Genomic DNA, 25,100 nt, shown 5'->3' with positions numbered 1-25,100 from the left:
CCAAACACAAGACGACTGGCCAAACACAAGACGACTGGCCAAACACAAGATGACTGGAGAGTGACATGAAGGTGATGCTGCGCAAGGCCGGTGAGCAATACACGATCTACGTCGCCAAGAAGGATCTGGAGGAGCCCATCGTCGAGATGGAGAAGCCCGGTGTGTGGGGCGGCTGGGTCAAGGTCGCCAACGGCTGGACGCTGGACATGCCCGAGATGCCGGCGGACACCCGCCTGCCCATCACCGTCGAAGCCAAGAAGCGCGGCGCGGAGTGACCACCATGGCCCTGACTCCGGAACGGATCGACGCCATCGCCGCCCTGGCCGGCAGGCTCTTTGCGGACGGCACCCGGCTCGACGCCGTGGTCCGCGCCGTGCGCGAGGCGAACCCGGACCTGTCCAACGTCACCGGGGCGCACGCCGCGGTGATGGCGGAGGACGCCTTCCGGGAGGAGCCCGGCTTCAACCTCTACCTCGTGGACGGCACCAACCATTGCTGGCTCATCACCAACAAGCCGGAGACGGCGACCGGCGTGGTGATCGCGCAACGGGACGAGGACGACTGAATAAGGATCGCGGAATGACGATGCCCCCGGACAACTCGGCCGAAGACGAAGAAAGCAGCGAACTCGGCGACTACATCCCGCTGATCGACCCGGACATTTCGGAAGCGGAGGTGGCGGTCATCAGCCGCATTCTCACCTCCGGCAGCCTCGGCGACGGGCGGATGACGGAGGGGTTCGAGGAGGCCTTCGCCGCCTGGCTCGGCCGCGCGCACGCGGTCGCGGTGTCCAGCGGCACCATCGCCACGCTGATGGTGCTCAAGGCCTACGGCATCGGGCCGGGGGACGAGGTTCTCTGCTCCCCCTTCGGCTGGCATCAGGTGCAGCACGCCATCGCGCTGGCCGGCGCCGAGCCGGTCTTCGTCGACATCGACTACTGGCAGCACACCATCAACCCGGCGAAGGCCGAGGCGAAGATCACGCCGCGGACCAAGGCCATCCTGGCCGGCAACGTCAACGGCCACCCCGCCCATTGGGACGAGCTGCGCGCGCTCGCCACCGACAAGGGGCTGATCCTGATCGAGGATTCGACCGAGGCGATCGCCTCCTCCTACAAGGGAAAGCTGGTCGGCAGCTTCGGCGACTGCGCCATCTTCGACTTCTCCGAACCCGGCGTGCTGGTGACCGGCGAGGGCGGGATGATCGTCACCGACGACCGCAACCTCGCCCACCAGCTCCGCTACCTGCGCCGCCGCGAGATGGAACACCGCAACACGGTGGTCATCACCCGCACCATTCCCTTCCAGGCGGGCATGAGCAACCTGACCGCGGCGCTCGGCCTCGTCCAGTTGAAGCGCCTGCCGGAGATCCTGGCGAAGCGCCGGGAGGTGGTCGCCCACTACGAGGCGGCCATGGCCTCCTTCGAGGGCATCAAGCCGCCCTACAAGGGGCCGGGCGCCGACGACGTCCATCCCATGGTCTACGCCGTCCACCTCGGCACCCGCTTCACCGCCTCGGGGCGCAAGGCGGTGCTGGAGGATCTGGCGACGCACGACGTCGAGGCGTCGGACTACGGGCAGGCGCTCTACACCCAGCAATATTACCAGGAGCGCGGCGCCAGCCGGGCCGACTGCCCGGTCTGCCAGAAGACGGTCGACCGCGTGCTGGCCCTGCCGCTGCACCACAAGGTCACCGCCGACGAGGTGCAGTTCATCGTGGACACGCTGAAGGACGCCACCGTCAACACGGGGGCGGGCGCGGCGATCTATTTGTAAGCAATTTGTAAGCAATTTTTCCCTCCCCTGCGAAGCGGGGGAGGGCCAGGGAGGGGGCAAGCGTTCCCACCACGCCACCCAGCCGAACGGGGTTAGCATGACCGACACCGCCGTCCTCGACAGCACGGACACCAGCACGGACACCGACACCATCATCGCGGACATCGCCGCGGCGCTGAAGGCGCGGGGCGTGGTGCCCTATCTCGGGCCGGGCGCCTTCGCGCTGCTGCCGGAGGCCGACTGCCCGATCCCGCGCACCTCGCTGGAACTGGCGCAGCGGCTGAACGCCAAGGTCGCCGCACCGGGCCGCATCCGCAGCCAGCTGACCGCCGTCGCCCAGTTCATCGAATCGCGGCGCCACCGCAAGACGCTGGACGGCATCCTGAACGAGATCTTCAAGCGCGAGGTTCCGGCGACGCCGGTTCACGCGTGGCTGGCCGCCCTGCCCGCCCCGCCGATGATCGTCGATGTCTGGTACGACAACACGCTGGAAAGCCTGCTGACCGCCGCTCCGGACCGGAGTTGGGGCCAGATCCAGGGCCTGTCCCACCCGCAGGGCGTCGGCGAATGGGTGAAGTACTACGCGCCGGGCGGAGCGGAGGTCGAGGCCGCCGCGGCGTCAAGCTGGGAGACACTGCTCTACAAGCCGTCGGGCAGCGCCGCCCCGGCGGGGAACTACCTGATTTCCGACAGCGACTTTGTCGAGATCCTGACGGAGATCGACATCCAGACGCCGATTCCCGCCGTCGTGCAGGAACGACGGGCGGGCCGGAGCTTCCTCTATCTCGGCTGCCGCTTCGATCAGGAAATCCAGCGCACCTTCGCCCGCCAGATCACCAAGCGATCTGCCGACCGGCACTGGGCGGTGATCGAGGGCGAGCTGTCGAAGAACGAGGCGCGCTTCCTGGAGCTGCAGAACATCACCCGCATCGACCTGCCCCTGGACGAGGCCGTCCGGCGGATCAGTGGCGCGATGGGGACCAATTAAAGCAAGCGCGTTGCGAAGCTTCCCTCTCCCCCCTGGGGAGAGGGTGGCCCGAAGGGCCGGGTGAGGGGGGTGCGCGTGGCGGACCGTCCGGCACACGTGCAACCCCCTCCCCCTAACCCTCTCCCCGGAGAGGAGAGGGGACACCGAGAGGGAACGCGGCGATCCTTACGCCGCGACCGGGGTCGCCAGGGCGTCGATCTCCTGCTGGGCGGCGGCCAGCGCCTTGGCGCGGGCATCCGGACCCATGCCGACGCCCTCGGCGCGGATCACCGTCACGTCGGTGACGCCCAGGAAGCCCAGCACCGTGCGCAGGAAGGCCTCCTGGTGGTCCAGCGCGCTCATCGCCGCGTTGGTCGAGTAGACGCCGCCGCGCGTCGAGGCGATGTAGACCTTCTTGCCGCCGGCCAGACCGACCGGGCCGGTCTCGGTGTAGCGGAAGGTGCGGCCCGCCTGGGCGATGCGGTCGATCCAGGCCTTGAGCTGGGTCGGGACCGTGAAGTTGTACATCGGGGCGCCGATCACCACGACGTCGGCGGCCAGGAACTCGTCGACCAGCGCGTCGGTCAGGGCCAGTTCCTCCTGCTGGCGGGCGGTCAGGCCCTCCAGGTTGCGGAACTTCACGACCTGCATCAGCTCGCCGGTCAGGTGGTCCGGCGGAGCGACGGTGAGGTCGCGGTGCGAGACTTCGGCGTCCGGAGTCGCCTGGCGCAGCGCCGCGACGATGGAGGCGGTCAGCTGGCGGGAAACGGAGGCGTCGCCCAGCGGGCTGGAGTCGATGTGAAGGATCTTCATGGTCACGTCTTCCTGTCCGGGAAGCGGGGCGCCGGTCCGGCACCGTCACCGCTTCGGTTTGTCTCGGGAGTGACCATAAGCCCGCTTACGCCAATCGATTGAGCCCCGATTTCGCCAATCTTCGTTGCACAAATCAGAACAATCCTCGATCAGCGCACCCGATTGCCGCCCTTGAACACGACCATCTCGCCGCCTTTCATGACGGTCCAGTTCTCGTCGCGGGTCAGGGGGCGGGTGGCGACGACCGTCACCACGTCGTCGGGCGTCGTCTCCTTGGCGAAGTCGACGCTCATGTCCTCGTCGATCAGCGTCGCCGGACCGAAGGGGGCCTTGCGGGTCAGCCAGGCGAGGTTGGTCGCGCAGTGGCACCACAGGTACCGCCCGTCGCTGAGCAGCATGTTGAAGACGCCCAGCTTGCCGAGATCGGTGGCGAGGTCGCGGATGAGCCGCATCAGGGCGCCGCTGCTCTTGGGCGGCTCCGGATACTGCATGCGGATCTGGTCGAGCAGCCAGCAGAAGGCGTGTTCGCTGTCCGTCGTCCCGACCGGCTCGTAGAAGGTCAGCGTCCGCTCCTTGATGCCCTTGAGCTGGCCGTTGTGGGCGAAGGTCCAGACGCGGCCCCACAGCTCCCGCGTGAAGGGGTGGGTGTTCTCCAGCGACACCCGGCCGCGGTTGGCGCGGCGGATGTGGGAGATCACCACGCAGGACTTGATGGAATAGCTGCTGACCAGCCGCGCGATCTCCGACTCGCAGCTCGGCGCCGGGTCGTGGAAGGTGCGGCAGCCCTTCCCCTCGTAGAAGGCGATTCCCCAGCCGTCGCGGTGCGGACCGGTCTGCCCGCCGCGGCGCATCAGGCCGCGAAAGCTGAAGCAGATGTCCGTGGGCACGTTGGCGCTCATGCCCAGGAGTTCGCACATGGATCGGCCCCCATCGCAGATGTGTCGGGTGTCAGACAGGTCGGGGGCAAACCTACGACAGTCCGGCTCGTCCCGTCACCCCTTTGCGGGTGGTGGGCAGGGCGGCATCCCGGCACGGGCGCAGCCTTCCAGCTTGCCCTCCGGCGCGCCGGCGGCCAGACCGATCCAGGCGTCCACCCGCTCCGCCTCGAAACCGCAGTCGCGGCGGTCGCCCACCCGCATCAGCGGGCGGCGGATCAACAGCGGCGTCTTCAGCATCAGCGCCAGGGCTGCGGCCTCGTCCAGCGCGTCCGGATCGACCTCCCCGCTCTTCACCGCCGGGGCGGCGCGGTTGAACCAGTCGGCCACCGGGCGGTCGCCGAAGAAGGGGCGCAGGAGGTCCACCGTCCAGGGTTCGGACAGCAGGTCGCGGGCGTGGACGGTGTGCCCGGCCTCCGCCAGCAGCGCCTTCTGGCGGTTGTTGCCGGCGCAGCCGGGCTTTTCGAAGAAGATCACGTCGGCCATGGTCGCGGTCACCCCTGCTTGAGCGCCGGGGAGCGGGCGAGCAGCCCGTCCACCTGGGCGCAGATTTCGTCGTGGACGTCGCGGTCGAGCTTGCGCAGCCAGCGCGGCGGGATGGTCTCCACCCCGTAGGTGGCGCCGGCCAGCATGCCGGCGAGGGCACCCGTGGTGTCGGCGTCGCCGCCCTGGTTGACGGTCTCGACCACGCAGGATTCCACGGAGTCGGTCTGAAAGTAGTAGTGCATGACCGTCTGCATCGTATCGACGATGTAGGCGGTGGACAGGCCCCGGTAGGGCTGGAATTTGAACTGCCGGTGCTTCGCGATGAGCTTGTTCGATTCGTCACGCACGTCGCGCACGCCGCCGCCCAGCACCAGACGGCGCACCATGTGGCCCAGCGTCAGGGTCGCCGCGTCGGACATGGCGTTGCAATGGGTGATGTGCGCCTGCTCCACCGTCCAGCGCTCGAAGGCCGCGTCGTCGCCCAGCGTCGCCAGGGCGATCGGCAGGTTGCGCATCGCCGCCCCGTTGCCGGCGTGGTACTCGCTCTCCGGCTCCGACAGGGTGCCGTGCATGATGAAGCGGCGGATGCCGCGCCGTGTCGTGTCCCCGACATCGACGGGGATGCCCCTCAGCCAGACGGCGAACTCCTCCGCGGCGCGGCGGGCGTCCCATTCCGGGGCGGCCAGGATGGCGCGGCCGAGATGGATCGACATCTCGGTGTCGTCGGTCACCTGCCCGGCGGGCAGCTTGAGCCAGCCGCCGCCCTTGATGTGCTTGTGCACGCCGTATTGGTGGGCGATCTCGCCCTTTGTCAGAAACTCGACGGTGGCGCCCAGCGCGTCGCCGCAGGCCAGCCCGAGATAGGCGCCCAGCGCGCGTGAGCGGATGGAATGGTCAGTCATGGGCCGGATCTGTCCCGCGATCGGTTGTCAGAGAAGCGACACCCCCACCCTGTAGTCCCCGCCGACGACCAGATACTCGCCCTCCCCCTTGAAGGGGTAGCGGGGCAGGATGTCGCGGAAGAAGACCACCTTGGTGAGCGGCACCCAGGTTTCGAGGATGTAGTCCCCGAACTGGCCGGCGATGTCGCGCTCGATGGAAAAGGAGCTGAGGTTGTTGAGGCGCAGGACCGCCGTGCGCTTGTCGGGGCGCGCGACGATGTGGTGCTCCTCGAAATCGTTGACGCCTCGGTAGAGCCGGATGTGGCTGGCGCGGGACGGCATCGGCGCGTCCGGCCAGCCGCGGCGCATCCACCACTGGCAATACTCGTACAGCAGGTCGAGCTGCAGGTTGATGTTGTTGTTGTGGAAGCGGGTGGAGACCTTCTCCTCCCCATAGGTCCGCCACGCGTCGGAGGCGAAGCGGAGGATCGGCTCCTTGTGAAAGGTGGGCAGCAGGCCGAACCGGCTCTCCACCCAGCCCTTCAGCACCGCACCCTCGGCGTTGTTGCTGTCGAACAGCCACCCCTTCAGCAGGCGCAGGTAGCTGGCGCGGTAGCGCCGCCGCCCGTCCGTGCCCTCGGCGCCGGAGAAGTCCGGATTCAGTCCGAAGGTGAAGGCCATGTAGTGCTGGAAGATGTCGGCGGCGATCAGGCTGTTCGGGCTCTCGTCGAGCGCTTCGAACAGCACGGCGTGGTCGCTGCGCGTGCCGCCGATGCGCAGGCGCCGCGGCTCGTCGTTGAAGGATTCCGCGCACAGCGCGTCCGCCGTCACATTCAGCAGGTTGGTGCGATGCGCCTTCAGCGCCAGCGGCGAATCCGGATCGATCCGCCGCCCCCGCGCATCCCGCAACCCACCGCTCGCCGAACCGTCCGCCATGACATTCCAAAATCCACAATTCTTTCATGGATACAGCGAACCGGCCCGTCCGCCAAGGGTCCGCGTCACCGCAGGGCGACGTCGACCAGCCCTCAATGCATTTCGAATTCGAAAACAATTCGGCTAAACAGCCGAAACAACTTTTGGCTTACTCCAAATATCTAAAAAATATCCGTTTGAACGGATAGCGAGACGACACCATAGTTCTTCGAACGGGATTCAGTGCACCGCAAGACGAGGCAAGGCCATGTGGCCGATGAAGCGTAAGGAACAGGAGACGCGCAACCGGTCGGTACAGCCGCCGCGCGTTCTTCTTCCTTCCGCCGTCTCGGAAAAGATGCCGATGCGTTCGGGACGGCCGCCGGTTCCGCTGCGCGGCGCCAGAGAGGCCCACGACGCCGTGACGCTCGCCCGGCTGCTGCGCGGCACCATCACCCCGCTGCGCGGCGACGAGGTGCTGGCCCTGCTGGAGCCCCACCGCCCGCGTCTGGTGCCAAAGCCGGTCAACCCGCTGGGCGCCATGCTCGGCCAGCCGCAGGGCCGCCTGCTGGAGGCGCTGCTGCGCCCCACCGCGCCGATCATCCTGGACGTTCTGCTGCCCCGCCTGCGCGATCATCTGATCGACCGTGTCGTCCACAACAAGGGCGCCGCCGAGGACGGTCTGCCCGGCGCGCTGGAGGTGGCCACCGCCCTGCGCGCCCTGGTCGCCCTGCTGCGCGGCGCCGGGCGCGGGGCCATACTGTCGGTGGTGTCGGCCATCGAGGCGGACGCCCGCGCCGACGCCGACCGGCTGGTCCGCGGCGAGGCGCCCGTCGCGGGCGCGGAGGACGACGCGGCCGGCGTCGCGGGGGGTGCCACCGCCGGCGCCATGGACAGCCTCGCCCACGCCCTGCTGCGTTTCGAGGCGCGGCGGCTGATGCTGGAGACGTTGGGGGCCACCGTCGCCCTGCGCGACGTCGTCTATCAGTCGCGCCGCCTGACCCGCCACGCGCTGCGCCGGGCGGCGGAGGCCATGGACGGCTTCGGCGCCGACCGCGGCATCAAGGCGCTGCACGCCAGCCTCGCCACGCTGGCCTCGGTGGACGGGCTGCTCGTCGTCGCCCTGCGGAACCTCGACGACCAGGAGGAGCATCGCGAAGAGGCCAACGCCTTCGTCGAGCCCGCCGACCGCAAGGCGATGAACGATTGCCTGTCGGCGGCGTGGCGGCTTTCCGACACGCTGTTCGATCTTGTCGGAAAGGCCGCCAACGGCGGCGACCTCGACGAGCTGCTGTTCGAGGCGCTGCTGCGCCAGCTCCGCTCCCTGCACCAGTTCTGCACCGACCTCGACCATGCCGGGCGGCCGGCGGTGCTCGACACGCTGGAGCGCCGTCTGGCCGAACGCAGCCGCGCGCTGGCCGGGATCGCCGGGGAGCGTCTCGTCGGCATCCTGCTGGCCCGCCCCGCCGACCCGGCCAAGGCGCGCCGCCTGCTCGCCCGCGGCCAGTCGCTGGCCCAGCTCCTCTACGACATGGGCCAGGACGGCGACGAGCTGGAGGCGCTGGCGCTGCGCCTCGTCGTCGCCCGCGACGCGCTGAACCACACCGCCGCCTGAGCCGCAAAAGCGCCATTCGGGCGTCGTCCACCCATCCCATCCGTTTCATTGCGAGAGACCCGACAAAATGTCGGGCTTTGTCGGGTATGTCACAGGCCCGACAAAGCGGACCGCGCTCGTCCGCAATCTAATTTTTTGCTCATTTTCAATGACTTAAAAATTTTCTGCGAACTGGCACGGGGGATGCAGAGAAGGGGTCGAAGCGGCCGCTGGGCAGGCCGCCCCGGAATTGAAGACACCCTGTAGACCCAAGCAAAGGAGTAACCTCCCATGTCTTTGCGCCAGATTGCGTTCTACGGTAAGGGCGGTATCGGCAAGTCCACCACCTCCCAGAACACCCTGGCCGCGCTGGTCGAGCTGGATCAGAAGATCCTGATCGTCGGCTGCGATCCGAAGGCCGATTCGACCCGCCTGATCCTGCACGCCAAGGCGCAGGACACCGTGCTGCACCTCGCCGCCGAAGCCGGCTCGGTCGAGGATCTGGAGCTCGAGGACGTTCTCAAGATCGGCTACAAGGGCATCAAGTGCGTCGAGTCCGGCGGTCCGGAGCCGGGGGTCGGCTGCGCCGGCCGCGGCGTGATCACCTCGATCAACTTCCTGGAAGAGAACGGCGCCTACGACGACGTGGACTACGTCTCCTACGACGTGCTGGGCGACGTGGTGTGCGGCGGTTTCGCCATGCCCATCCGCGAGAACAAGGCCCAGGAAATCTACATCGTCATGTCCGGTGAGATGATGGCGCTCTACGCCGCCAACAACATCGCCAAGGGCATTCTGAAGTACGCCCACAGCGGCGGCGTGCGCCTCGGCGGCCTGATCTGCAACGAGCGCCAGACCGACAAGGAAATCGACCTCGCCTCGGCCCTGGCCGCCCGCCTCGGCACCCAGCTCATCCACTTCGTGCCGCGCGACAACATCGTGCAGCACGCCGAGCTGCGCCGCATGACCGTGATCGAGTACGCGCCGGACAGCCAGCAGGCCCAGGAATACCGCCAGCTCGCCAACAAGGTCCACGCGAACAAGGGCAAGGGCACCATCCCGACCCCGATCACGATGGAAGAGCTGGAAGAGATGCTGATGGACTTCGGCATCATGAAGTCGGAGGAGCAGCAGCTCGCCGAGCTCCAGGCCAAGGAAGCCGCCAAGGCCTGACACCTGGATCCCTGACGGGGCACAGGTCTGAACTGGCCCCCTCCCCAGCCCACCCCGCCTTCGTGCGCGGGGTGGGAGAGAGGGGGCTCGGTCCCGCGCTGAAGTGGCGCGGACAATGAGAGCATGCAGGAGACTGGCACCATGAGCCTGTCCGTGAACGAAGGCGTCGACGTCAAGGGTCTCGTCGACAAGGTTCTCGAAGCGTATCCCGAGAAGTCGCGCAAGCGCCGCGCCAAGCACCTGAACGTGCTGGAGGCCGAGGCGAAGGACTGCGGCGTCAAGTCGAACATCAAGTCGATCCCCGGTGTGATGACCATCCGTGGTTGCGCCTACGCCGGTTCCAAGGGCGTGGTGTGGGGTCCGATCAAGGACATGATCCACATCTCCCACGGGCCGGTCGGCTGCGGCTACTACTCCTGGTCCGGCCGCCGCAACTACTATGTCGGCGACACCGGCGTGGACAGCTGGGGCACGATGCACTTCACCTCCGACTTCCAGGAGAAGGACATCGTCTTCGGCGGCGACAAGAAGCTGCACAAGGTGATCGAGGAGATCAACGAGCTGTTCCCGCTCGTCAACGGCATCTCCATCCAGTCCGAGTGCCCGATCGGCCTGATCGGCGACGACATCGAGGCGGTCGCCCGCGCCAAGTCCGAGGAGCTGGGCAAGCCGGTCGTTCCGGTCCGTTGCGAAGGCTTCCGCGGCGTCTCCCAGTCGCTGGGCCACCACATCGCCAACGACGTCATCCGCGACTGGATCTTCGAGAAGACCGAGCCGAAGGAAGGCTTCGTCTCCACCCCGTACGACGTCACCATCATCGGTGACTACAACATCGGTGGCGACGCCTGGGCCAGCCGCATCCTGCTGGAGGAGATCGGCCTGCGCGTGATCGCCCAGTGGTCGGGCGACGGCACGCTCGCCGAGCTGGAGAACACGCCGAAGGCGAAGGTGAACCTCATCCACTGCTACCGCTCGATGAACTACATCGCGCGCCACATGGAAGAGAAGTTCGGTATTCCGTGGATGGAGTACAACTTCTTCGGCCCCTCGCAGATCGCCGAGTCCCTGCGCAAGATCGCCGCTCTCTTCGACGACACGATCAAGGAGAACGCGGAGAAGGTCATCGCCAAGTACCAGCCGATGGTCGACGCCGTCATCGCCAAGTTCAAGCCGCGGCTCGAAGGCAAGAAGGTGATGATCTACGTCGGCGGCCTGCGTCCGCGCCACGTGGTCGACGCCTACCATGACCTGGGCATGGAGATCGTCGGCACGGGTTACGAATTTGCCCACAACGACGACTATCAGCGCACGTCCCACTACGTGAAGGAAGGCACGCTGATCTACGACGACGTCACCGCCTTCGAACTGGAGAAGTTCGTCGAGGTGATGCGTCCGGACCTCGTCGCCTCGGGCATCAAGGAAAAGTACGTCTTCCAGAAGATGGGCCTGCCCTTCCGCCAGATGCACTCCTGGGATTACTCGGGTCCGTATCACGGCTACGACGGCTTCGCGATCTTCGCCCGCGACATGGATCTGGCCATCAACAACCCCGTCTGGGGCATCATGAAGGCTCCGTTCTAAAGCGGCCTCTGGAAGATAGGAGTAATGAGCATGTCCCACCCCGTTTCCCAGAGCGCCGACAAGGTCATCGACCACTTCACGCTCTTCCGTCAGCCCGAATACAAGGAGCTGTTCGAGCGCAAGAAGACGGAGTTCGAGTACGGCCACTCCGACGAGGAGGTCGCCCGGGTTTCCGAGTGGACCAAGTCGGAAGAGTACAAGGAAAAGAACTTCGCCCGTGAAGCGGTCGTCATCAACCCGACGAAGGCCTGCCAGCCGATCGGCGCGATGTTCGCGGCCCAGGGCTTCGAAGGCACCCTGCCCTTCGTCCATGGTTCGCAGGGCTGCGTCGCTTACTACCGCACGCACCTCACCCGCCACTTCAAGGAGCCGAACTCCGCGGTCTCCTCGTCGATGACGGAAGACGCGGCGGTGTTCGGCGGCCTGAACAACATGATCGACGGCTTGGCCAACGCCTACGCGCTGTACAAGCCGAAGATGATCGCCGTGCTGACAACCTGCATGGCCGAAGTCATCGGCGACGACCTCTCCGGCTTCATCAACAACGCGAAGAACAAGGAAAGCGTCCCGGCGGATTTCCCGGTTCCCTTCGCCCACACCCCGGCCTTCGTCGGCAGCCACATCGTCGGCTACGACAACATGATCAAGGGCGTCCTGACCCACTTCTGGGGCACGTCGGAGAACTTCGACACCCCGAAGAACGAGACGATCAACCTGATCCCGGGCTTCGACGGTTTCGCGGTCGGCAACAACCGCGAGCTGAAGCGCATCGCCGGCCTGTTCGGCATCGACCTGACGATCCTGTCGGACGTGTCGGACAACTTCGACACCCCGGCCGACGGCGAGTACCGCATGTATGACGGCGGCACCACGCTGGAGGCCACGAAGGAGGCCGTCCACGCCAAGGCCACCATCTCCATGCAGGAATACTGCACCCCGCAGTCCCTGCAGTTCATCAAGGAGAAGGGCCAGCAGGTCGCCAAGTATAACTACCCGATGGGCGTCACCGGCACCGACGAGCTTCTGCTGAAGCTGGCCGAGCTGTCCGGCAAGCCGGTCCCGGCGGAGCTGAAGCTGGAGCGCGGCCGTCTCGTCGACGCCATCGCCGACAGCCACACCCACCTGCACGGCAAGCGCTTCGCCGTGTACGGCGACCCGGACTTCTGCCTGGGCATGTCGAAGTTCCTGATGGAGCTGGGCGCCGAGCCGGTGCACATCCTGTCCACCTCCGGCTCGAAGAAGTGGGAGAAGCAGGTTCAGAAGGCGCTCGACGCCTCGCCGTTCGGCAAGTCCGGCAAGGCCTACGGCGGCAAGGACCTCTGGCACCTGCGCTCGCTGCTGTTCACCGACAAGGTCGACTACATCATCGGCAACAGCTACGGCAAGTATCTGGAGCGCGACACCAAGATCCCGCTCATCCGCCTGACCTACCCGATCTTCGACCGCCACCACCATCACCGTTACCCGACCTGGGGCTACCAGGGCGCTCTGAACGTGCTGGTGCGCATCCTGGATCGGATCTTCGAGGATATGGACGCCAACACGAACATCGTCGGCGAGACCGACTACTCGTTCGATCTGGTGCGCTGACTTTCCCCGGCCGGCGCGGGGTCTCCATCCCCCCGCCCGGCCGCTTCCCCGGAGAGCCGGAGTCCGCCGCAAGGTGGGCTCCGGCTTTTCCTTTTCCGGCCCGCAGCCTCCCGGCGCGCCATAAACGCCGACAAACTTTATCCGCGTTTTTCCGCTTGCGCCCCATAACGCGGACTGTTACGGTCTGTGTTGTCGAGACCGTTGGACGGGCCGCGCCATGGCACACCTCACCGCAAGCGTCGAATACGGCATCCACTGCCTGCTCTGGCTGGCCGCCGCCGGCGATACGCCGTTGAGCAGCCGGGATCTGGCGGAGTTGCAGGGCATCTCCCCCTCTTTCCTCGCCAAGATTTTCCCGAAGCTGGAGAAGGCGGGTATCGTCACGGCCAGCGAAGGGGTGCGCGGCGGCTACCGCCTCGCCAAGGCGCCGTCGGACATCAGCTTCCTCGCCATCGTCGATGCCATCGAAGGCGAGAAGCCGCTGTTCGACTGCCAGGAGATTCGGGGCCGCTGCGCGGTCTTCGACGACGCGCCGCCGAGTTGGGCGACCTCCGGCGTCTGCGCCGTCCACGCCGTGATGCTGCGCGCCGAGAAGGCGATGCGCGACACCCTGGCCAAGGAGACGCTGGCCAGCGTCGGCGAAACCTTCGGACGCAAGGCCCCGCCGGAGTTCCAAGGCGACGTCCAGACCTGGATCGACGCGCGCCTCAACGCCCGCGCCGCGTCACGGACACGGCAAACACCGTAGCCGGCCTCCGTCGCCGGCCCGACCACCACGCCTCATCCAATGCCCTGAATCACCTCCCGGACCTCCGCCGGACGGACGGGATGGCTGCCGCGCACCCGCGCGCCAGAAGGCTCCCCCCTGTCCGGCTTTCAGAAGGAAACAGAGTCATGACCCAGCAGATCGTCATCGCCGGCTCCGGTTTCGCCGGATTGTGGGCCGCCCTGTCCGCCGCCCGCGCGGTGGCGCTGGCCGGCCGGGACAGCGACGTCGCGATCACCGTCGTCTCGCCGGCCCCGCAGCTCCACATCCGCCCCCGCCTCTACGAAGCGGTGCTGGAGGGCATGGCGCCGGACCTCACGGCGCTGTTCGATGCCGTGAGCGTCCGCCACGTCCCCGGCGTCGTGACAACGATCCACGCCGACCGCCGCGCGGTGGACGTCACCGGCACCGACGGCGCCCTCGTCACCCTGCCCTACGATCGCTTCGTCCTGGCCGCCGGCAGCCGCCTGTTCATCCCACCCGTTCCCGGCCTCGCCGAGCACGCCTTCAACGTCGACCAGCTGGACAGCGCGCGCGCCCTCGACGCCCATTTGAAGGCCCTCGCCGCCCAGCCGGAGACGGCGGCGCGCAACACCGTGGTGGTGGCCGGCGGCGGCTTCACCGGCATCGAGACGGCGGCGGAGATGCCGGACCGGCTGCGCGCCATCCTGGGTCCGGACGCCAAGGTCCGCGTCGTGGTGGTCGAGCAGGCCCCGGCCATCGGCCCCGACCTCGGCCCCGTGCCGCGCCCCGTGATCGAGCAGGCGCTGGCCGAATGCGGCGTGGAGATCGTCGCCGCCACCGCGGTCGCCGCCATCGACGCCGGGGGCGTGACCACCGCCACCGGCGAGCGCATCGCCGCCGCCACCGTCGTCTGGACGGCGGGCGCCCGCGCCAACCCTCTGGCCGCGCAGATCGCCGGCGCGCATGACCGGTTCGGGCGCGTCCCGGCCGATCCGTTCCTGCGGGCGATCGGCAGCGATGGGATCTTCGTCACCGGGGACGTGGCGCGAGCCGCCACCGATGATCTCGGCAACGTCGCCGCGATGTCCTGCCAGCACGCCCTCAGCCTGGGCCGCGTCGCCGGCCACAACGCCGCGGCGGAGCTGGTCGGCTTGCCCCTCCACCCCTACAGCCAGCCCAAATACGTGACCTGCCTCGATCTCGGCCCGTGGGGCGCGCTCTTCACCGAAGGCTGGGACCGGCAGGTCCGGCTGACCCGCGAAGAGGGCAAGGCGGTGAAGCGTGAGATCAACACCAAGTGGATCTACCCGCCCCAGCCGGACCGCGACGCCGTCTTCGCCATCGCCAATCCCGACTATGTGATCGTTTCCTGACAGTGGCCCCGCGGAGCCGCGCTTCTTGCCACCGCAGGGTCACGGCTCCGCACGAGGGTTACTTCCGGTGGAATGTCCGGAGCGCCTGAGCCAGCGCCCTTTGCAGGCGCACCCTCCTCACAGCTTTCCATGGAAAGGAGACAACAGGCAGCGGCCTATGTTGTTTTTGCACAAACACCCGTGATGCCCTTCGGTTGAAGAGCAGAGACATTCAAACCTTAGGTTCCGGGCGCTTACCACCGACAGAATGCCCACAATATCAACAAAAAATTGCGCCCGATTACCTATGCGCCGAGCCGAATATCTTAGCGAATACAATCATCGCCGAAACGATATGGCACTCTACGGCGCAGCATAAACACCAATTAATCGTTTTTTTATATAAATTGCCTATAACCTCAAATCCTCATTCCCTTTTTGCCCCATAAGGACAATCAACATGCCCTTTAAAACCTTTCTAAGGTCGGCAGACACGGAAGCAACGGAAATAACCAGCGCATTAGACAAATCTAATGGCATAATTACTTTTGACACATCTGGCAACATATTGTCGGCAAATGACCAGTTTCTCCGATGCATGGGATACAGCCTCGAGGAAATCAAAGGAAAGCATCACCGGATATTCGTCGACCCGAATCTCCATGACAGCCCGGATTACAAGGATTTCTGGGAGCATCTGCGCCGGGGTGAGTTCCAGTCCTCCCTGTACAAGCGCATCGGCAAGGGCGGGCGCGAGGTCTGGATCGAGGCCTCCTACAACCCGATCAGGAACCGCCAGGGCGTCACCCACAAGGTGGTCAAGGTGTGCACCGACGTCACCGAACGTCATCGGGAACACCTCGATCTGCGCGGCAAGGCGGAGGCCATCTCGAAATCCCAGGCGGTGATCGAATTCACCCCCGACGGCACGGTCATCACCGCCAACGAGAATTTCCTGTCCCTGCTCGGCTACACGCTGCCGGAGATCGCGGGGCGCCACCACAGCACCTTCGTCGATCCGGCGGAGCACGGCAGCGCGGATTATCGGGCCTTCTGGGAAAGCCTGCGGCAAGGCCGTTTCCAGGCCGCCCAATACAAGCGGATCGGCAAGGGCGGCCGCGTGGTGTGGATTCAGGCCTCCTACAACCCGGTGTTCGACACCAGCAACCGTCTGAGCAAGATCGTCAAGTTCGCCACCGACATCACCCGCCAGGTGGAACTGCTGGATCAGTTGAAGGCGCTGATCGACAACAACTTCACCGAGATCGACACCGCGCTCACCGCCGCCGGCCGGCAGGCCGAGGACGCCGCCCAGCGGTCGGGCGCGACGCAAGGCACGGTCCAGACCGTCGCCGCCAGCGCGGAGGAACTGGCCGCGTCGGCCCGGGAGATCGCCGACAGCATGATCCGCTCCCGTCAGGCGGCGAGCACCGCGATGGACGAGACGGGGAACGCCGACCGGGCGGCGGCGCGCCTGACGGAGGTCGCCAAGGCGATGGGCGGCATCGTCGATCTGATCAGCTCGATCGCCAGCCAGATCAACCTGCTGGCGCTCAACGCCACCATCGAGGCGGCGCGGGCGGGCGAGGCCGGGCGCGGTTTCGCGGTCGTCGCCAACGAGGTCAAGAATCTCGCCAACCAGTCGGCCAACGCGACCGCCCAGATCTCCAAGGAAATCGAAGGCATGCAGGCGGTCTCGTCCGACGTGGTCACGTCGCTGGGCAACATCCGTCAGGCCACCAGCAACCTGATGGAGTTCGTCACCGTCTCCGCCGGGGCGGTGGAGGAGCAGAGCGCGGTGACCGGCGACATGTCCACCAACATGCAGAACGCGTCGGCCTCGGTCAGCGCCGTCGACCACAACATCGGCGCCATCAACGCCGCGATCGCCCAGATCGCGTCGGCGGTTTCGGAAACCAAGGAAGCCGCCAAGGTGCTGGCCCGTTGAGGGCGCGCGCCATGCGCGGCCTGCCATCGCCCCACGCTGTGCGATACCCGACAAAGTCCGCGATTGTCGGGTATCGCACACGAGGTCACTCATCCTAACTTATTGAATATAAACAACTCACTCTTTGGCACGCTCCCTGCATATGACCGACCCACAGGCGCTGATGTCGGCCAATGGCGGGAGAAGGTCATGCTCCAGGAAAAGCTCCAGGACGTCTTCAACGAGCCGGGTTGCTCCACCAACCAAGCCAAGTCGGAAAAGGAGCGGAAGAAGGGGTGCTCCAAGGCTCTGAAGCCGGGGGCCGCCGCCGGGGGCTGCGCCTATGACGGAGCGATGATCGCGCTCCAGCCGATCGCCGACGCCGCCCACCTCGTGCACGGACCGATCGCCTGCCTCGGCAACTCCTGGGACAACCGCGGCACCAAATCGTCGGGCCCGCAGCTCTACCGCACCGGCTTCACCACGGACATGTCGGAACTCGACATCATCCACGGCGGCGAGAAGAAGCTCTACAAGGCGATCAAGGAGATCGTGCAGCAGTACGATCCGCCGGCCGTCTTCGTCTACCAGACCTGCGTCCCCGCCATGATCGGCGACGACATCGAGGCGGTCTGCAAGTTCGCCGCGAAGAAGCTGGGCAAGCCGGTGATCCCGGTGATGGCGCCGGGCTTCGTCGGGTCGAAGAACCTGGGCAACAAGCTGGCCGGCGAGACGCTGCTCGACCACGTCATCGGCACCGTGGAGCCGGAGGTCACGACCCCGACCGACATCTGCATCGTCGGCGAATACAATCTGGCCGGTGAGTTGTGGCTGGTGAAGCCGCTGCTCGACGAGATCGGCATCCGCATCCTGTCCTGCATCTCCGGCGACGGGCGCTACAACGAGGTGGCGCAGGCCCACCGGGCGCGGCTGACCATGGTGGTCTGTTCGCAGGCGCTGGTGAATGTCGGGCGCAAGATGCAGGAGCGCTGGGGCATCCCCTATTTCGAGGGCTCCTTCTACGGCGTGTCGGACATGTCGGACACGCTGCGCACCATGGCCCGCATGCTGGTGGAGCGCGGCGCCGACAAGGCCATCATCGACCGCACCGAGGGCGTCATCGCCCGCGAGGAGAGCCGCGTCTGGCGGCGCCTGGAGCCTTACAAGCCGCGCTTCGACGGCAAGCGGGTCCTGCTGTTCACCGGCGGCGTGAAGAGCTGGTCGATGGTCACCGCGCTGGAAGGCGCCGGCCTGACCATCGTCGGCACCTCCACCAAGAAGTCCACCAAGGAGGACAAGGAGCGCATCAAGAAGATGAAGGGCGAGGAGTTCCACCAGTGGGACGACCTGAAGCCCCGCGACATCTACAAGATGCTGCGCGACAGCGAGGCCGACATCATGATGTCCGGGGGCCGGTCGCAGTTCATCGCGCTGAAGGCCAAGGTGCCGTGGCTCGACCTGAACCAGGAGCGCCACACCCCCTACGCGGGCTATGACGGCATCGTCAACCTGTGTGAGGAAATCGACAAGACCCTGTCCAACCCGATCTGGCGGCAGGTGCGTCTGGCCGCCCCCTGGGAATCCAAGCCGGACTCCAGGCCGGTGGGAGCGTAACCGCCATGGGCACCATCCAGCGCTTTCCCCACTCCGCCAAGGCGGCCTCCACCAACCCGCTGAAGATGAGCCAGCCGCTGGGCGCGGCGCTCGCCTTCCTCGGCGTGGACCGCTGCATGCCCCTGTTCCACGGCAGCCAGGGCTGCACCGCCTTCGGGCTGGTCCTGCTGGTCCGCCATTTCCGCGAGGCCATCCCGCTCCAGACCACCGCGATGGATCAGGTCTCCACCATCCTCGGCGGCTACGAGAATCTGGAGCAGGCCGTCCGCACCATCCACGAGCGCAACGCGCCCGCCCTGATCGGCGTCGCCACCACCGGCGTGACCGAGACCAAGGGCGAGGACATGGCCGGGCAATATTCGCTGTTCCGCCAGCGCAACCCCGCCCTGGCCGGCCTGAAGCTGGTCTTCGCCAACACCCCGGACTTCTCCGGCGGGTTCGAGGACGGCTTCTCCGCCGCGGTGACCGGCATCGTCGAGGAGGTGGTCCAGCCGTCGGAAACGACCGTGAAGGGCCAGATCAACGTGCTGGCCGGCTGCCACCTGTCGCCGGGCGACGTCGAGGAGCTGCGCGACATCATCGAGAGCTTCGGCCTGTCGCCGATCTTCCTGCCCGACCTGTCCCTGTCCATGTCGGGCCGCCAGCCGGACGACTTCACGGCGACCTCGCTGGGCGGCGTGACAGTGGAGCAGATCGCCGCCATGGGCGCGTCGGAGGCCACGCTGGTGATCGGCGAGCACATGCGCGTCGCCGCCGCCGCGCTGGAACTGAAGACCGACGTGCGCAGCGTCTTCTTCGACCGGCTGACCGGGCTGGAGGCGTCGGACCGCCTTGTCCGCACCCTGTCAGAGCTGTCGGGCCGCCCGGTGCCGGCGAAGCTGCGGCGCCAGCGCGAGACGCTGGTCGACGCCATGCTGGACGGGCATTTCTTCTACAGCCGCAAGCGGATCGCCGTCGCGCTGGAGCCGGACCTGCTCTACGCCGTCACCAGCTTCCTGTCGGACATGGGGGCGGAGGTGATCGCCGCCGTTTCTCCCACCCAGACCGCCGTCCTGGAGAAGCTGAAGGCCGCGACCGTCATGGTCGGCGACCATTCCGACGTGGAGACGCTGGCCCGCGACGCCGACCTGATCGTGTCGAACTCGCACGGGCGGCAAGGGGCGGCGCGCATCGGCGTGCCGCTGCACCGCATGGGTCTTCCCATGTTCGACCGGCTGGGCGCCGGGCTGAAGGTCCATGTCGGCTACCGCGGCACGCGCGAGCTTCTGTTCGAGATCGGCAACCTGTTCCTGTCCCGCGAGATGGACCACGACGAGCACGGCCACGGCCATGCCCACGGTCACGGGGACGGGCATGAACACGGCCAGCACTGCGGGAGCGGATCATGCGGATGCAGCGCCGGCTGAGTGTGGTGGGCCAGGCCGAGGAAGGCCGGCCCCGCAAAGGAGGTTCCATGAAGGTCGCTTTCTGCACCCAGGACATGCAGCACGTTGATGCGCATTTCGGGTGGGCCAAGAACATCGTGATCTACGAGGTGGACAAGGCCGGCTACACGATGGTCGAGACCTGCCAGTTCGGCGGCTCGATGTTCGAGGATGGCAACGAGGACAAGCTGATCCCGAAGCTCGACGCGCTGGCCGACTGCGCCATCGTCTACCTGTCGGCCATCGGCGCCTCCGCCGCCGCCCGCGTGGTGGCGAAGAAGATCCACCCCGTGAAGGTGGAGGCCACGGACAGCATCACCGCGCTGCTCGACCGTCTGGTCGAAACCATCAACGGCAACCCGCCGCCCTGGCTGCGCAAGGCCCTGAACGCCGGCCAGCCGCAGGAGCTGGCCTTCGACGAGGAGGATTGAGAGCATGACCGACACCACCGTGGCCGCCGGGAGCGACCTCGCCGAGGCCTTTCTGAAGACTCTGGTCATGCTGTTCCGCGCCGAAGACAGCTACGGCGCCTGGGAAGGCAAGAGCGACGAGACGATCCTCGCCCCCTTCATCCTCGACAAGGAGGCCCGCGCCGCCATCCCGATCATGGGCGACCCGGACCCCGATACGCTGTGGCGGCTGGAGCTGTTCTACAAGGCCGTCGGCATCACGGTCGAGAAGCAGACCGGCCACATCGCCTCCCCCATCATGAAGATGAGCCACGAGGGCTTTGGCCGCATGGTGCTGACCACGGGCCGGCTGGTCGTCGTGTCGAAGCATCTGCGCGACGTCCACCGCTTCGGCTTCCCGTCGCTGGAGAAGCTGGCCGCCGACGGCGCCAAGATCGTCGAGGAGGCCGTCGCGCTGATCCGCAAGTATCCCGACGTCGCCGATCTGTGAGGATTCCGCCATGTCCGACATCGACGCCCTGAAGGACGAGGTCAAGAAGCTCAACGCCCGCGCGACCCAGAAGAAGATGGACCTGCACGACCTGTCGGAGGAGCTGCCGCAGAACTGGCAGTCGATCCTCCAGGTCGCCCAGGAGACCTACGACGCCTACAAGACTCTGACCGAGAAACGCGCCGAGCTGAAGGCGCTGGAGAAGGCGTCCGCCTGAGAGCGCCTGTTTGGACACCTTGCCCCCACCCTAACCCTCCCCCGCTTCGCAGGGGAGGGAACGGACGCCGCTTCGCAAAAGGCCCCCTCCCCTGCGCAGCGGGGGAGGGCCGGGGTGGGGGCAACGTCCATTCCCACCAAAAACCCCGACAACAAGCCCGATTGAGGAGCAGACGATGGCTGAGTTCGTGACCGGCACCACCCGAGGCGGCGCCGCCTGGACGCCGAAATTCGTGGAGAGCGTCGACCAGAAGATGTGCATCGGCTGCGGCCGCTGCTTCAAGGTCTGCGGCCGCGACGTGCTGGAGCTGATCGGCATCACCGAGGACGGCGACATTGTCGACGCCTTCGACGACGAGGCCGAGAAGAAGGTCATGAGCGTCAAGAACGCCGGCAACTGCATCGGCTGCGAGAGCTGCGGCAAGGTCTGCTCCAAGAACTGCATCACCCACTTGCCCCAGGCGGCCTGACGGCCGCCGAGTTGGTCTGACACGGCCTGACGGCCGCCCAAACTTATCGATGACGGCCTGACGGCCGCCCGCCCCCGGAGGACCCACGCCATGGGCATCCTGCACGCCGCCCCGCCGGGGGCGGGCGACACCACGCGGCTGTACCGCTGGCTGACCGACCGCCAGGGACGCTGCAACGTCTTCGACGCGCACCTGTTCGCCTGCATCCTGGCCCGCCGCTGGCCGGCGGGTCCGGGCGCGCTCGGTCTCGACGAGCGGGCGCTCGGCCAGCTTCTCGAGAAATACTTTCCCGATGCCCTAGCCCAGGGCATCCCGGTTCCCGACAGTTCCCCCACTCCCCTGCCGCCGCTGCTTCGCGGCGAAGTGGACGACATCGCCGCCCTCCTGCTCGCCCACCGCTCGCTGGGCATCGAGGAGGAGGAGTGGCTCGCCGCGATCGTCGCGCGGGCGATGCTGGACCGTGGCGAGCTCTGGCGGGACCTGGGGTTGGCTGGCCCGAGCCACCTCGCGGCGCTGATGGAGCGCCATTTCGAACCCCTGGCGCTTCTGAACGCCACCGGCACCCGCTGGAAGGTTTTCCTCTTCCGCTTCCTCTGCGCGCGGGACGGGCTGATCCCCTGCGGCGCCCCGGTCTGCAACGATTGCGGCGCCGAAGCGGTCTGTTTCGGAGCCGCCGAATAGAAGCTTGCCGTTCACAGCCGTCCCCGACGCGTCGTCCAGTCAACAGCCATGATCCGAGCCGGATATGGTGAATCCACGGAGCGGACGACCATGCGGAAAAGCGAAAACAGGAACATCGCCGGCTACAACAACAGTCTGGGGCGGTTGCCATACTATGCCTTGAACAAGCAAGGCGGCTGGGAGGAATTCACCGAAGAGAGCTTTATCCGATTAACGAACCTGCAATTCCGTTGGTACATCCCCCAAAAATACAACCTGGATGACTACAGAACCCTGACCATCGATGCCGCGGTTTCTCCGCAATTATTGCTGATGGATGAGTTCGATTTTGAAGAAAAGAAATCCTACAAATATGTGGCGGGAGCCGCCTTCAAAACAAAGATCGGCTATTGGGTTCTTCAGCAAATCGGCCGGAACAATTGCGGAAGCACCTGCGCCGCGATGCTGGGTCTCGACAACAATTTCTGGAACGCAGACCGCTACATAAGCACACAAGACCTTCCATCGCTCAAGAGCGACACCGATCTAGTGATTGAAGCGAACGAGTATTTCGGGGGAAGCCCCTGGCAGCTGGTGATCGACGCGAACGGTTGCTCCGACAGCAAGGACGAGCCGCGGGTCGAGGCCTGGATCACATCCGGCGCCAGCATGAAGGAGTCCTACATCTACACGGTCGGCAGCCACTACATCATCGTGGACGCGGTCTACTCCCGGCTGATCGACAATGAATTCGAGCCGTGGGCGCTGGTGCGCGATCCAACGGCGGGGTGGCAGATCACAGTTCCTCTGTCCTCGATCGTCAAAGCCATCGGCGACCAGACAAAGGCCGTCACCCGGCTGATGATCGCCAGCAGAACGGGCTGACCGTCACGCGAAGGCATTCCTCCACGCGCGTTGGCCGGTGTCATCCCGCATGGGTGCCTTCGCGGGCACCTGACGGCAGTTCTTCTCTATTCCGTCTCGATCCCGCGGGCCAGAGCGGCGATGACGCCGTAGCCGACCCGGTCCTGTGGGTCGATCTCCGCCAGCTTGGCGAGGATCGCCCTCGCCGCCTCCACCCGCCCGCTGCGCAGGCTGATGAAGGCCAGCGCCTTGAGGGTGAACAGGGTGAAGCGCGGCGGCCCTTCCTTCGTCCAATCCGCGCTGTCCGCGCCCAGGCTCCGCCAGTCCCCGGCATAGCCGCCCTCGCGCGCCGCCGCGTCCAGCCCGATCGTCGCCACCCGCTCCGCGTCCGCGAAGCGCTTGCGGTTGAAGTAGAATTTGTAGAGCGCGTAGAAGACCGGCAGGACGCGCGGCCCCATCCGGTGGGCCTCCCACAGCAGGGCCTCGCAGGCCGCGGCGTCGGGGCGGGCCTTCACCGCCTCCTGCAGCTTCTCGTCGATGTGTTCCGGAACCTCGCCGAAGGCCATCCGCCCGTTGGACATCCGCAGTTCGACCGGCCGCTCCATCACCCGTCCCCTTCCGTTGTTTCGCGATACCGTGCGCCCGACCGACAATCCTGTATGGGCCGCAAGCCTGTTTCGCAAAAGCCCATAATTAAATTGTGCGTCCTTTCGTCGCAGGATGTCGCAAACCCGACATGGTCCCGACCCGACAATTGTCGGGAAGGCGTCAGCCCTCTGACCTGACAATCTTTGAAAATCAGTTACTTACAATTTGGCACGCCGCTTGCTGATCCTATGACCAGGAACGGTCGGCATGCCCGACGGAGCATTTGGAGGCGGCAGACATGGTGACCCTGACGGATGCGGCGGTGAACACCCTGGAGCGCGTGCTGGCGAAGTCCGGCGGCGCCGCGGCCGGACTGCGCATCGCGGTGGCCGACGGCGGCTGCGCCGGCATGAAGTACCAGATGGGGCTGGAGGCCACGGCGGGCGACGAGGACGCCGTGCTGACCTTCGGCCCGGTGACGATCTTCGTCGATCCGGCCAGCCAGCCCTTCCTGACCGGCGTGGTGGTCGATTTCGTCGAAGGGGTCGAGGGCGCGGGCTTCAAGTTCGACAACCCGAACGCGACGGGCAGCTGCGGCTGCGGCAAGTCCTTCTCGGCGGGACCGGGGGGAAGCTGCTCCTCCGCGCCGTCGGCCGGCGGCTGCGGCACCGCCCACTAACCCCGAACACACTCCCCCACCCGGTAACGCGGGAAAGGCAAGGCGTCATGTGGAACTACACCGACAAGGTCAAGGAACACTTCTTCAACCCGAAGAACGCCGGCGCGCTGGATGAGGCGAACGCCGTGGGCGAGGTCGGGTCGATCACCTGCGGCGACGCCCTGAAGCTGATGATGAAGGTCAACCCCGACAGCCAGGTCATCGAGGACGCGAAGTTCCAGACCTTCGGCTGCGGCTCGGCCATCGCGTCCTCGTCGGCGCTGACGGAGATGATCATCGGCAAGACGGTGGACGAGGCGCTGGCCGTCACCAACCGCGACATCGCCGAGTATCTGGGCGGCCTGCCGCCGGAGAAGATGCACTGTTCGGTCATGGGCGCCGAGGCGCTCCGCGCCGCCATCGCCAACTTCAAGGGCGAGGAGTGGGTGGACGACCATGAGGAAGGCGAGCTGGTCTGCAAGTGCTTCGGCATCGACGCGGCGATGATCGAGCGCGCGGTGACCGTCAACAGCCTGACCACGCTGGAGGAGGTCACCCACTACACCAAGGCCGGCGGCTCCTGCCAGACCTGCCATGAGAAGATCGAGGAGGTGCTGGAGGCCGTGCTCGCCAAGACCGGCGCGCTGGCCCCGCCCAAGGCCCACGCTCCCGGCACGGTCGGGCTGGACGCCATCAAGCCGCTGGCCCCGAAGGCCGAGGCCACCCCGGCGAAGCTCACGAACGTGCAGCGCATGCAGAAGATCATGTTCGCCATCGAGGAGCTGCGCCCGCAGATCCAGCGCGACGGCGGCGACGTGGAGCTGGTGGACATCGACGGCAAAGACATCTACGTCCGCCTGACTGGCGCCTGCTCCGGCTGTTCGCAGTCCGCCGGCACCATGATGGGCGTGCAGGCCAAGCTGGTCGAGGCGCTGGGCGAGTTCGTCCGCGTCAAGCCCGCCTCCCTCCTGCCAGTGGGAGCCTGA

27 protein-coding genes are annotated in these 25,100 nt (G+C 66.5%); 21 read left to right on the top strand and 6 right to left on the bottom strand.

Annotation, left to right across the window (positions count from 1 at the left end):
* Positions 1 to 65: 65 nt before the first annotated feature.
* From nifT to H0B54_RS13750, 4 genes are all read left to right on the top strand, one after another.
* Positions 66 to 275, top strand: a complete 210-nt coding sequence (nifT, locus tag H0B54_RS13765) for a putative nitrogen fixation protein NifT (protein ID WP_094307453.1) — start codon at positions 66 to 68, stop codon at positions 273 to 275.
* Between the two features lie 5 nt (positions 276 to 280).
* Positions 281 to 565, top strand: coding sequence for a hypothetical protein (locus H0B54_RS13760; protein ID WP_145622397.1), 285 nt, complete (start codon positions 281 to 283; stop codon positions 563 to 565).
* A 14-nt stretch (positions 566 to 579) separates the two neighbouring features.
* Positions 580 to 1,776 (top strand): DegT/DnrJ/EryC1/StrS family aminotransferase, encoded by a 1,197-nt coding sequence (locus tag H0B54_RS13755; RefSeq protein WP_188260781.1) that lies wholly within the window; start codon positions 580 to 582, stop codon positions 1,774 to 1,776.
* 97 nt (positions 1,777 to 1,873) lie between these two features.
* The gene (locus tag H0B54_RS13750; RefSeq protein WP_188260780.1) at positions 1,874 to 2,764 is read left to right on the top strand and encodes an SIR2 family protein; all 891 of its coding nucleotides are present in this window, start codon (positions 1,874 to 1,876) and stop codon (positions 2,762 to 2,764) included.
* Positions 2,765 to 2,929: 165 nt separating this feature from the next.
* Here H0B54_RS13750 and H0B54_RS13745 read toward each other — a convergent pair whose 3' ends face one another.
* The 5 genes from H0B54_RS13745 to H0B54_RS13725 form a co-directional block, all read right to left on the bottom strand.
* Positions 2,930 to 3,556 (bottom strand): FMN-dependent NADH-azoreductase, encoded by a 627-nt coding sequence (locus H0B54_RS13745; RefSeq protein WP_188260779.1) that lies wholly within the window; start codon positions 3,554 to 3,556, stop codon positions 2,930 to 2,932.
* A 149-nt stretch (positions 3,557 to 3,705) separates the two neighbouring features.
* The gene (locus tag H0B54_RS13740) at positions 3,706 to 4,473 is read right to left on the bottom strand and encodes a class II glutamine amidotransferase (protein ID WP_188260778.1); all 768 of its coding nucleotides are present in this window, start codon (positions 4,471 to 4,473) and stop codon (positions 3,706 to 3,708) included.
* Between the two features lie 75 nt (positions 4,474 to 4,548).
* A complete protein-coding gene (locus tag H0B54_RS13735; protein ID WP_188260777.1) occupies positions 4,549 to 4,977 on the bottom strand; it encodes an ArsC/Spx/MgsR family protein in 429 nt (142 codons plus the stop codon).
* An 8-nt stretch (positions 4,978 to 4,985) separates the two neighbouring features.
* Positions 4,986 to 5,879: an ADP-ribosyl-[dinitrogen reductase] hydrolase gene (gene draG, locus H0B54_RS13730; protein WP_188260776.1), complete on the bottom strand. Its 894-nt coding sequence runs from the start codon at positions 5,877 to 5,879 to the stop codon at positions 4,986 to 4,988.
* A gap of 27 nt (positions 5,880 to 5,906) precedes the next feature.
* Entirely contained in the window at positions 5,907 to 6,794 is an 888-nt protein-coding gene (locus tag H0B54_RS13725; RefSeq protein WP_188260775.1) for an NAD(+)--dinitrogen-reductase ADP-D-ribosyltransferase, read from the bottom strand.
* A gap of 343 nt (positions 6,795 to 7,137) precedes the next feature.
* Between H0B54_RS13725 and H0B54_RS13720 the strand changes: the two genes are divergently transcribed.
* The 15 genes from H0B54_RS13720 to H0B54_RS13650 all read left to right on the top strand — a co-directional run bounded on the left by H0B54_RS13720 (position 7,138) and on the right by H0B54_RS13650 (position 22,889).
* Positions 7,138 to 8,388, top strand: a complete 1,251-nt coding sequence (locus H0B54_RS13720) for a hypothetical protein (RefSeq protein ID WP_246472519.1) — start codon at positions 7,138 to 7,140, stop codon at positions 8,386 to 8,388.
* A gap of 270 nt (positions 8,389 to 8,658) precedes the next feature.
* On the top strand, positions 8,659 to 9,540 hold the full coding sequence (gene nifH / locus H0B54_RS13715) for a nitrogenase iron protein (protein ID WP_014239786.1): 882 nt from the start codon (positions 8,659 to 8,661) through the stop codon (positions 9,538 to 9,540).
* 141 nt (positions 9,541 to 9,681) lie between these two features.
* Positions 9,682 to 11,121 (top strand): nitrogenase molybdenum-iron protein alpha chain, encoded by a 1,440-nt coding sequence (gene nifD / locus H0B54_RS13710; protein WP_094305955.1) that lies wholly within the window; start codon positions 9,682 to 9,684, stop codon positions 11,119 to 11,121.
* Between the two features lie 30 nt (positions 11,122 to 11,151).
* The gene (gene nifK / locus H0B54_RS13705) at positions 11,152 to 12,711 is read left to right on the top strand and encodes a nitrogenase molybdenum-iron protein subunit beta (protein ID WP_188260773.1); all 1,560 of its coding nucleotides are present in this window, start codon (positions 11,152 to 11,154) and stop codon (positions 12,709 to 12,711) included.
* Between the two features lie 217 nt (positions 12,712 to 12,928).
* The gene (locus H0B54_RS13700; RefSeq protein WP_094305888.1) at positions 12,929 to 13,459 is read left to right on the top strand and encodes an RrF2 family transcriptional regulator; all 531 of its coding nucleotides are present in this window, start codon (positions 12,929 to 12,931) and stop codon (positions 13,457 to 13,459) included.
* A gap of 146 nt (positions 13,460 to 13,605) precedes the next feature.
* A complete protein-coding gene (locus H0B54_RS13695) occupies positions 13,606 to 14,814 on the top strand; it encodes an NAD(P)/FAD-dependent oxidoreductase (protein WP_188260772.1) in 1,209 nt (402 codons plus the stop codon).
* Between the two features lie 439 nt (positions 14,815 to 15,253).
* Positions 15,254 to 16,741 carry a methyl-accepting chemotaxis protein gene (locus H0B54_RS13690; protein ID WP_188260771.1) on the top strand — a complete coding sequence of 496 codons (1,488 nt, stop codon included), beginning with the start codon at positions 15,254 to 15,256 and terminating at the stop codon, positions 16,739 to 16,741.
* Between the two features lie 189 nt (positions 16,742 to 16,930).
* Complete coding sequence (gene nifE, locus H0B54_RS13685; protein ID WP_188260770.1) at positions 16,931 to 18,334, top strand: nitrogenase iron-molybdenum cofactor biosynthesis protein NifE; 1,404 nt, start codon at positions 16,931 to 16,933, stop codon at positions 18,332 to 18,334.
* Between the two features lie 5 nt (positions 18,335 to 18,339).
* Positions 18,340 to 19,740: a nitrogenase iron-molybdenum cofactor biosynthesis protein NifN gene (nifN, locus tag H0B54_RS13680; RefSeq protein ID WP_188260769.1), complete on the top strand. Its 1,401-nt coding sequence runs from the start codon at positions 18,340 to 18,342 to the stop codon at positions 19,738 to 19,740.
* Positions 19,741 to 19,787: 47 nt separating this feature from the next.
* Complete coding sequence (nifX, locus tag H0B54_RS13675) at positions 19,788 to 20,189, top strand: nitrogen fixation protein NifX (protein WP_188260768.1); 402 nt, start codon at positions 19,788 to 19,790, stop codon at positions 20,187 to 20,189.
* 4 nt (positions 20,190 to 20,193) lie between these two features.
* Positions 20,194 to 20,658 (top strand): NifX-associated nitrogen fixation protein, encoded by a 465-nt coding sequence (locus H0B54_RS13670; protein WP_114860858.1) that lies wholly within the window; start codon positions 20,194 to 20,196, stop codon positions 20,656 to 20,658.
* Positions 20,659 to 20,668: 10 nt separating this feature from the next.
* Positions 20,669 to 20,875 carry a CCE_0567 family metalloprotein gene (locus H0B54_RS13665; RefSeq protein WP_094305893.1) on the top strand — a complete coding sequence of 69 codons (207 nt, stop codon included), beginning with the start codon at positions 20,669 to 20,671 and terminating at the stop codon, positions 20,873 to 20,875.
* 175 nt (positions 20,876 to 21,050) lie between these two features.
* Positions 21,051 to 21,344, top strand: a complete 294-nt coding sequence (gene fdxB / locus H0B54_RS13660) for a ferredoxin III, nif-specific (RefSeq protein ID WP_094305894.1) — start codon at positions 21,051 to 21,053, stop codon at positions 21,342 to 21,344.
* 90 nt (positions 21,345 to 21,434) lie between these two features.
* On the top strand, positions 21,435 to 22,025 hold the full coding sequence (locus tag H0B54_RS13655; RefSeq protein WP_188260767.1) for a nitrogen fixation protein NifQ: 591 nt from the start codon (positions 21,435 to 21,437) through the stop codon (positions 22,023 to 22,025).
* 90 nt (positions 22,026 to 22,115) lie between these two features.
* The gene (locus H0B54_RS13650; protein WP_188260766.1) at positions 22,116 to 22,889 is read left to right on the top strand and encodes a hypothetical protein; all 774 of its coding nucleotides are present in this window, start codon (positions 22,116 to 22,118) and stop codon (positions 22,887 to 22,889) included.
* 86 nt (positions 22,890 to 22,975) lie between these two features.
* Here H0B54_RS13650 and H0B54_RS13645 read toward each other — a convergent pair whose 3' ends face one another.
* A complete protein-coding gene (locus tag H0B54_RS13645; protein ID WP_188260765.1) occupies positions 22,976 to 23,473 on the bottom strand; it encodes a hypothetical protein in 498 nt (165 codons plus the stop codon).
* Between the two features lie 281 nt (positions 23,474 to 23,754).
* On the opposite strand from H0B54_RS13645, the gene H0B54_RS13640 reads away from it, so the two are divergent.
* Positions 23,755 to 24,135, top strand: coding sequence for a HesB/IscA family protein (locus H0B54_RS13640; RefSeq protein WP_188260764.1), 381 nt, complete (start codon positions 23,755 to 23,757; stop codon positions 24,133 to 24,135).
* 47 nt (positions 24,136 to 24,182) lie between these two features.
* Entirely contained in the window at positions 24,183 to 25,100 is a 918-nt protein-coding gene (gene nifU / locus H0B54_RS13635; protein WP_188260763.1) for a Fe-S cluster assembly protein NifU, read from the top strand.

It is taken from the genome of Azospirillum tabaci (assembly GCF_014596085.1).
GTDB classification, from domain to species: domain Bacteria; phylum Pseudomonadota; class Alphaproteobacteria; order Azospirillales; family Azospirillaceae; genus Azospirillum; species Azospirillum tabaci.
This window is presented reverse-complemented; position numbering and strand designations above follow the sequence as displayed.